At 45.4% G+C, this 1,336-nt stretch carries 1 protein-coding gene and 1 pseudogene; both read right to left on the bottom strand.

Going from position 1 to position 1,336, the window contains the following annotated elements:
* Positions 1-313, bottom strand: a pseudogene (locus GCWU000341_RS07455) (transposase); the annotation flags it as partial.
* A gap of 65 nt (positions 314-378) precedes the next feature.
* Entirely contained in the window at positions 379-972 is a 594-nt protein-coding gene (locus GCWU000341_RS07450; protein ID WP_009215257.1) for a helix-turn-helix domain-containing protein, read from the bottom strand.
* Positions 973-1,336 lie beyond the last annotated feature (364 nt).

Here is a 1,336-nt window from a genome sequence, read left to right as displayed (position 1 = left end):
TGATAATTTCGGATAAATCGATAAGCCTCTAATCGATTTCCTTCGCAAAGAATGCCGCCGCTTTTTTTAGGAATAGATTCTCTTTTCGGAGTTCTTCATTTTCCTTCTTTAGCTTCAGCATTGCCTCCATGGTATCATAATCTTTTTGGCTTTCTGGATTACTCTGGCATTCTTCGCGAAATTCATTACACCATTTGACAACGCTGGATTTAGAAACCCCATATTCTTCTGTGAGGCTCCTCATGGATCGGCCTTCCTCCAGGCGGAGACGGACAATCTTTTTCTTAAATGGTTCGTCGTAAGGTTGTGGCATGATAAAATCCTCCATTTGCTATTATATTTTATCAGCCATTTGTGTTACAACTTCAGTTTATCACTTCACCTTACCGGCTTATTGCAGGCCCAGACGACGGTGTTGGTATCGTGATTCACAATGACCGTTATGTACTTATGTCCTTTCCGATAGCTGGTCTCGTCAATGCCAATGTTGACAAGGTTATCCAGCCGTTTCGAATGGTCAGGCTCAACGCACTTCCGAGCTCTGGTGATGCATCGTCCGACTGTCTTCCAGTTGATCCGCAGGTATTCAGCAACGGCGCTGCGGCTGAGGTTCCCGGTCATCCAGGTGGCGGTCAGATCGAAGCTCTTCGTAAAGCCGGAATCGTGGAACGCCCACGGAACTGCGGAGACCAGGACGCCATGCTTCGGGCAGCTGATTCGTTGAGTGCAGGCTTTGATATACACCAGAATACCGGCGAAATCCAGCGCTCTCCAGGAACGCAGTACACTGGATCTGTCATAAACAGCACAGTGCCTGCCACAGATCGGACAGCGGTCGGACTCCCGCTTCTTTGGACGCATACGGATAGTAAGCTTCTTAACTCCGCGTGCATCTTCAGAGAAATCGGCGCCTTGAACAACTGCGCCCTTGACGCCGAGGATGTTTTTCAATAATGTATTAGCTGAGGTCATTGGAATCTCCGTTCTGTATTTCTTCGACAGCTATACATTACGTGAGTCCGATGACCTTTTCAATTGTAATTATGGTAGGTAGAGGCTATTTCCTACCCACACATATTGTGGATTTCCCGATAATTAACTCTCGACCAAATTAAAAATGCAGTCGATAACGAGTTTTTGTTGAAAATACATGCTTTTCCGTTGCATTCCGACCTCAAAGTGGTAGAATCATAGAGAGTTAATTAACTCTCTATGGGAGGTGGAAATGTACCAGAAATACACGGTAAAAATTCCTGAGATTGAGACTGGAATCACGAAGAAAACGATCAAGGGAACGACTTATGTTTACTATACATATGGTCGTACACCTACATCT

It is taken from the genome of Oribacterium sp. oral taxon 078 str. F0262, from assembly GCF_000160135.1.
Lineage (GTDB): Bacteria > Bacillota > Clostridia > Lachnospirales > Lachnospiraceae > Oribacterium.
The sequence above is the reverse complement of the archived record's forward strand: the minus strand, read 5'-3'. Positions and strand labels throughout refer to the sequence as shown.